This window comes from Acetobacter pasteurianus subsp. pasteurianus LMG 1262 = NBRC 106471 (assembly GCF_000285275.1).
Classification (GTDB): domain Bacteria; phylum Pseudomonadota; class Alphaproteobacteria; order Acetobacterales; family Acetobacteraceae; genus Acetobacter; species Acetobacter pasteurianus.
Window position 1 is genome coordinate 1 of the sequence record NZ_CADO01000071.1, and the last position, 5,656, is coordinate 5,656.

A 5,656-nucleotide genomic window follows, 5' to 3' on the forward strand; every position below is an offset into this window, starting at 1 on the left:
CACGGCCAGAACGGTTCCCAGAATGGAGAGAGCGGTCACAGACATCAGCTTTGCTCGCAGATGCCCGACATCCACCTGCATGGCTCCCGCAAAAAGCAGCAGCGACAGGGCACCGTTCAGAAGTGCCGCAGGCAGATTGATCGCGCCGAGTACAGACCGTGGGAGAGCCTGAAGGTCATAGGCCGGGATCAGAGGGTTCAGGATCATGACCAGAAGCGAGGTCAGCAATGAGAAGACCAGAACGCCGATCGTGACAGGAACACGCAACGTATGGTGGTTGAGAATGCTGAAGCCTGCCGAGAGCGTCAGGAGTAGAGCAAGAAGGCTGATGGTATCCATGGCCTCACCGCTGACTGCTCAGGCTCCTTACGTCAAGAAAAACCGAAAATAGTCCGCTATTCGAGAAGCTTAACCGGGCATTGAATGACAAAAATGAGGGCGGAAGCCGACCAAGGCTCTCCCTCAGAAACCAGTTAAAAGTAGATCAATAGCCTGGATGATTTCATCCTGATAAAGAGACAATGACGTCACGCCTTTTTTCAGATCACGGTCAGGTACAGCAGCCATAAACTGTGTCATCATAACGAACGACTGGTCATCGACTACGAAAATCGGATTCAGTCTCTTTGCCGGCTTGGGTGCCACTTTCTGTGATAAAAGCGGCACCACGATGCGGGTGCCCAACTCGTCCAGCAGGTCTGCCTGCACATCTAAAACGAAACGCGCTTCACCTCGTCCGGCCAAACAATACACATCAAAACGCGCCATTCAGAAGTTCCGATAATCCGCCAGAGGAAGACCATTCTTTTCGACATACTGTCGGGATGCTTCAAGAGAGGAGCGATTTTCTGCGAGCCATTGTTGAGCACGAACCGAAGCGATCGCTGACTTCAACCCCTGTTCGCAGGCCTGCGATATGTTGAGATCAAGCGATCTGGCTTCTTCGAGTAACTGAGCAGGTAACGTCACATTAGTGGGACGACGCAACGGGCTGGTGGAGTGCACACGAACCATAGCTTTGATCCTATTTACATGAGAACTGAAACATAGCACATATTTATACACATTTCCATGCGCATATTATCATCTCGCTATATACCTGCTTTCAGAAAACTCCAGCAATTCCTGTTACGTCTGACATGAGGCAGAAGCCGAAGCAGAAGCTCCACTTATCCCTTAACCGGCCGTCCAATCCTCAGATCGCAACCCATCTACCCTCGTAAGTTCTCGTAAGTTTCCAGTCACAACGACAAGCCCCCTGCTTCGAGCGTGCCCGGCAATCATCAAATCGTATGGGCCGATGACACAGCCACGCTTTTCCAGCTCTGCCCTGATTTCCGCTGTATGGGCTGCGGCGTCATCATCAAACGGCAAAACAGACAGACGTGCGGCAAAATGCTCAACCTCACGTCGAATCTTTGCCGGATCGTGAGATTTTTCGGCTCCATAGAGAAGTTCGTAAAGCACGACATCCGAGATGCAGAGCGCCTCGGCGTTATCATTGAAACGCTCACGCAAGCCTTGCGGACGATCACGCAGGACACGAATGCAAAAGTTTGTATCCAGAAGATAACGAAGCATCAGAAGCTTTCGCGTTCCTGCATCCTCGGCTGATCACGCTCAGGCAGTGGAGTGCCCGGCGCGGCAAAGAAATCGTCCCATGCGGCATTTGCAGGTGCGATTATACGACGCGCACCGTCCGGGATGATCACGACGTCTTTCAGGTTGACGTCAAATGCAACCGCTTTGGGAAGACGCACGGCCTGGGAGCGATTGGACAGAAAAAGCGTCGTGCGGGTGAGCATCGTAACCTCCATTTGGGATATGCCGACAGTATATCCAAACTCTTGCCGGGTAACAATGGAATTCGCTCGCAATACTGGCCAGACCATTTTCCCCCAACCCTGCTCTCAGGGCACGGCGATCAATGACCAGAATCCCAGTTTGCGCTTATGTGAAGCCTTCAACCGGGTCATGAACGTTTCATGGGATTCCATGCCTTCAGCCATGGTCAACATGGGTGCAAGTCGCTGACAGGACGCAAGATCCTTTGCGGCATAGGCGTAGTAACGGGAAAGCGCCCTGTCCAGCACGGCCTCGACCAGCAGACGGTAGAGCAGCGTCGCTTCGTTGGGATAAGCTTCAGATAGACGTTCCGCTGCCGGACGCAGCGTCCCGTAGTCCCGTCCGTCCAGTTCCGCTGTATGATGCCGCACGAGACGGGCAGCTTCGTCGAGAGCGGGCCATTCCAGAAGAGTAGACAGGACCACGCTTCTATTCGGGAAATTCCGGATGTGATCGAGTGCCTGCTCTTCGGCGTCGATCGCATCATAATCACTGAGATGACGCTGATAGGCTTTCCAGTGCGGCAGGCTCAGGCGTTCCCGAAAAACGTTCCATCGCAGAGCCTGAGCTTTGTCTCGGTCTCCAACGGCCTCGTATGCTTCAATCCGCAGATCGTCGTTTTCCTTGTAAAAGCGAGAGTTCTCTTCAGTTTCCCGGTCGAGCCAGTCAAGTGCCTCCCGGGCGCGCCCCTTGTCCAGCAAGCGGCGTGCGACGTCGCCGGTATAGGCATACTGGCGGTCACTCAGGCTGACAGCTTCACTATACGCATCAACGTCACCCATGGCATCCGCAAGATCCCGCAGGTGCCTGATCACCTGCATACGCGCGATGTCGGTATGATAATCGCTATTCCCCTTTGACGCAGGAAGGTCGCGCAGTCGTGCCAGAAGCATAGTTCTGAGCATGGCTGCGCCCGTTTCGCCTAATGCCGTGCCGCACGCGGCGAGCAGACGATCACAGGTGCCATACCCGTCATCATCGAGAAGCGTAAGAAGGTCTGTGACAACGATGGCGGGATCCCGGTTGGCCTGTCGTCCCCAGAGAACGCCAAGATCAGAAGCGGCCTCCCGGAAGACGTCCGACAGGTATCCGGAACTGTCGTCCGAGCGCTCGTAGACGGATGGGGCAATCTCCACAAGCAGCCTCATGGCTGAAATGGCCTGCCCGACATCGGCAGAGGCAACGTCACCCAGGATGGATTGCCGCAAGGTATCAAGTTCAGCAGCCAGAGGACGGATCCGGTCCCAGGGCAGAAACCCACGGGAACGCTGGATCGTGCGCAGTCTCTTTTCGATCTCCTTGCCGAGTTTATCCTTCGCGTGAACCGCTGTCAGCGCCATGCGAAGCCTGCGGGTCAGTGCGGTGTCCTGCCCTGCCAGTTCGATGAGCAGGTCCGCAAGTCGGTCCGCACCAAGCGCCCTCAGATTATCCTTCGTGACAGTCGTGCCGACTTTCGCTGAGGCACGGGACTTGGGCTTTTCAGAGGGATTTCGAGTCATGGAAGCAGGTTATGGCTCTCCCTCAGGAAGCGCAATCGCCCAGTGTTGGTCCGGCGTGTCAGGGCCTTCCTTTCATCGGATACGCCCATCCAAGCCGGACGGACGTATCCGATGTCAGCTATTCACCCCCTGGTTTTCACCCAGAAGCGCCCGGTGGCGGTCCTTCGTGACTCCCATCCTGCATTTTTGAGCATAACAAGCAGCTCTTTTTCTGGCGGCACGTCGATCACGTTTTGCATGATTTCTGCCAAGGTTGTTCTTTCTCGCGCAGCCAGGAACGCGGCCAGAGTCACCGCGACCAGCGCTGGCGGCGACAGAGATGGCACAGGAACTGCCTCAATCCGAAGCCCTTCCCGTTCGAGATGATCGACGCGGATTTCTTCTGTGATGGGGTGGACGGCTCCCAACGGCATCGCGATGTGCCAAGGTGAAGTCGTTGCAGAATTCACAGAGGAGGCCACCCATGGAACAAATTATCCGTATTGGCATGGACACGTCAAAAAGTGTTTTCCAATTGCACGGTGTAAACGCGAAGGAGCAGCCTGTTTTGCGCAGGAAGCTATCCCGCCGGGAGATGGTAAAGTTTTTTGAGAAACTGCCCCCGATTGAAATCGCGATTGAGGCCTGTGGCGCCTCCCATTACTGGGGGCGGGTGCTCTCGTGTCTGGGACACACAGTGAAGCTGATCGCGCCGCAGCTCGTGAAGCCTTATGTCAAGCGCGGGAAAAACGATGCCGCCGACGCGGAAGCCCTCTGTGAAGCGATGAGTCGGCCTACAATGCGGTTCGTCCCGCTCAAGAGCGAGGAAGAGCAGGCAGCGTTGATGCTGATTGGAATGCGGGCACGACTTATCCGGAACCGCACACAGCTCGCCAATACGATCCGGGGATATGCTGCCGAGTTTGGGATCACGGCGCCCAAAGGCATGTGCCGGATTGAGGCACTCCTTGATCGGATCGCTGCGGACGAAAGCCTGCCCACATTGACGCGCGAGTTGTTTGCCCTTCACGCAAAGGAATATGCTGAATTGCAAGGTGAAATCGAACAGCTTGAGGGCAAGGTGATGGCATGGCACCGCGCCAACGAATGCAGTCAGCGTCTTGCGAAAATTCCGGGCGTTGGCCCGATCGGCGCAGCGCTGCTGATGATGAAAACGCCTGATCCGCATCTGTTCAAATCGGGTCGAGCCTTTGCGGCCTGGATCGGATTGACGCCCAGGGATCACTCAACCGGTGGAAAAACAAGGCTTGGCAGAATCACACGCGCTGGCGATGAGGTCTTGCGAAGCACGCTGGTGGTTGGCGCGACCGCAGTCGTGTCGCATGCCCGGCGGACCAATGGGAAGAATGCCTCATCTTGGTTACGTGAATTGCTGGAGCGCAAAAAACCGAAACTCGCAGCGGTGGCCCTTGCCAATAAGATTGCGCGGATTGCCTGGAAACTGATGGTCAGCGGCGAACACTATAAGCGCCTTCTGCAGCAACCCGGCGCAGCTGCTGTTTGAGCTTAGCCTGGCACGATGCGCTGACATTTGACGCTCTCGTGCCGAGCTGAGGTCGTGGCTTGCAAGTAATAGAGCAGATGGTGTGATCGATCGATCCATGGCGTGAGAAAACCCGTGGCAACCAGTGGTCATCAAAGACCGCTTCTGTGTTTGGGGCTCACGCTGCGGAAGCCATCTTGGCCAGCGACCCTATGGCCGCATCAACAGGCCGGACATATGGAAGCAAAGATCCGATCATTTTCTTGCCTAGCCCCTTGCAAGGGGGAGCCGTCCACATATGGTTGCCGTCCGTTATGCAAGAGTTTTCTGACCCATATTGACGTGTGATCGTGTGCGGTCTTCTGTAAGGCCTGTTGATGTGGCCTTTCAGAAGCCACTGGCCGGTATGGTGATCAGCGGATCAGATCCAAATCTCACAGGCGTGCTTTAAAGCACAGAGAAATCCACTGGTTTTTCCGATCCGGATCAAACGATCATGCGCCCATTCAGGTCATCGCCCTCTCACACCCCTACCGGTTCCATCCGCAGAAGCCAAGCCATCGCTCAGGCTGCCACGGACAGGGCCGGATCCCGATAATCCTCCTGTTTTGTTGCCATGGCCCAGATGGCTCGTGCCATCCTGTTGGCCAGCGCAATGGCGACCAGCATACGGGGCTTGCGGGCCAGCATCCGTGCCAGCCAGCTTCCCGGTGCAGGGGCCTTACGGCTGGCCCAGTTCACCTGGGTCATGGCGCCCATGATGAGAAGCCTGCGGATCAGCCTGCCCGGCTTTTGATATCTTCCCCAGCCTTTCCTTTCCGCCAGATGA

7 protein-coding genes and 2 pseudogenes are annotated in these 5,656 nt (G+C 55.9%); 1 reads left to right on the forward strand and 8 read right to left on the reverse strand.

The features are described from left to right. The 7 genes and pseudogenes from APA10_RS10960 to APA10_RS10985 all read right to left on the reverse strand — a co-directional run. A pseudogene (locus APA10_RS10960) lies at positions 1-339 on the reverse strand (cation:proton antiporter); the annotation flags it as partial. A gap of 123 nt (positions 340-462) precedes the next feature. After that, positions 463-768, reverse strand: a complete 306-nt coding sequence (locus tag APA10_RS10965; protein ID WP_003630719.1) for a CcdB family protein — start codon at positions 766-768, stop codon at positions 463-465. Beyond that, positions 769-1,014, reverse strand: a complete 246-nt coding sequence (locus APA10_RS14670; protein WP_080587162.1) for a type II toxin-antitoxin system CcdA family antitoxin — start codon at positions 1,012-1,014, stop codon at positions 769-771. Positions 1,015-1,176: 162 nt separating this feature from the next. Then, entirely contained in the window at positions 1,177-1,581 is a 405-nt protein-coding gene (gene vapC, locus APA10_RS10970) for a type II toxin-antitoxin system tRNA(fMet)-specific endonuclease VapC (RefSeq protein ID WP_003630720.1), read from the reverse strand. Then, positions 1,581-1,805 carry a type II toxin-antitoxin system VapB family antitoxin gene (gene vapB, locus APA10_RS10975; RefSeq protein ID WP_012813340.1) on the reverse strand — a complete coding sequence of 75 codons (225 nt, stop codon included), beginning with the start codon at positions 1,803-1,805 and terminating at the stop codon, positions 1,581-1,583. The genes vapC and vapB overlap by 1 nt, the downstream gene beginning before the upstream one ends. Positions 1,806-1,910: 105 nt before the next feature. After that, positions 1,911-3,344 carry a DUF6880 family protein gene (locus APA10_RS10980; RefSeq protein ID WP_003630722.1) on the reverse strand — a complete coding sequence of 478 codons (1,434 nt, stop codon included), beginning with the start codon at positions 3,342-3,344 and terminating at the stop codon, positions 1,911-1,913. 122 nt (positions 3,345-3,466) lie between these two features. Then, entirely contained in the window at positions 3,467-3,793 is a 327-nt protein-coding gene (locus APA10_RS10985) for a hypothetical protein (protein ID WP_250697682.1), read from the reverse strand. Positions 3,794-3,807: 14 nt separating this feature from the next. Between APA10_RS10985 and APA10_RS10990 the strand changes: the two genes are divergently transcribed. Next, positions 3,808-4,848, forward strand: coding sequence for an IS110 family RNA-guided transposase (locus APA10_RS10990; protein WP_012813095.1), 1,041 nt, complete (start codon positions 3,808-3,810; stop codon positions 4,846-4,848). 543 nt (positions 4,849-5,391) lie between these two features. Here APA10_RS10990 and APA10_RS10995 read toward each other — a convergent pair. Continuing rightward, a pseudogene (locus tag APA10_RS10995) lies at positions 5,392-5,656 on the reverse strand (transposase); the annotation flags it as partial.